A 729-nucleotide genomic window follows, 5' to 3' on the forward strand; every position below is an offset into this window, starting at 1 on the left:
TCCGAGGGTGTGGGCGTGCTGGTGTTGGAGCGGTTGTCGGATGCGGTGGCTGCTGGTCATCGGGTGTTGGGGGTGATCCGGGGGTCGGCGGTCAATCAGGATGGTGCGAGTAATGGGTTGACGGCGCCGAATGGTCCTTCGCAGGAGCGGGTGATTCGTCAGGCGTTGGCCAATGCGGGTGTGTCGGGTGCTGAGGTGGACGCGGTCGAGGCGCATGGCACGGGGACGGCGCTGGGTGATCCGATCGAGGCGCATGCGTTGCTGGCGACGTATGGGCGGGATCGGGATGGGGGTGGGCCGTTGTGGCTGGGGTCGGTGAAGTCGAACATCGGGCATACGCAGGCTGCTGCGGGGGTGGCCGGTGTGATCAAGATGGTGCTGGCGATGCGGTATGGGTGGTTGCCGCAGACGTTGCATGTGTCCGCGCCCTCGACGCATGTTGATTGGGGGCGGGGTCAGGTTCGGTTGCTGGAGCGGGCGCGGGAGTGGCCGCGCTTGGAGGGGCGGCCGCGGCGGGCGGGTGTGTCGTCGTTCGGGGTGAGCGGGACGAATGCGCATGTGATCGTGGAGCAGGCTCCTGAGCCGCAGCCGCGGCAGGACGCGCCCGGGGACACGCCCGGGAACGCGCTCGGGGATGCGCTCGGGGACGCTCTCGTGGTGCCGGGTGTGGTGTCGGGGGATGCGCTCGTGGTGCCGGGTGTGGTGCCGGGTGTGGTGCCGGGTGTGGTG

The 729-nt window shown here is 69.4% G+C and carries 1 protein-coding gene; it reads left to right on the top strand.

Annotation, left to right across the window (positions count from 1 at the left end; genetic code table 11):
- Positions 1-729, top strand: a 729-nt coding sequence (locus tag ACTMTI_RS56960; RefSeq protein ID WP_441129424.1) for a ketoacyl-synthetase C-terminal extension domain-containing protein, incomplete at both ends; no start/stop codon positions are given.

The organism is Nonomuraea sp. H19, from assembly GCF_052068215.1.
Lineage (GTDB): Bacteria > Actinomycetota > Actinomycetes > Streptosporangiales > Streptosporangiaceae > Nonomuraea.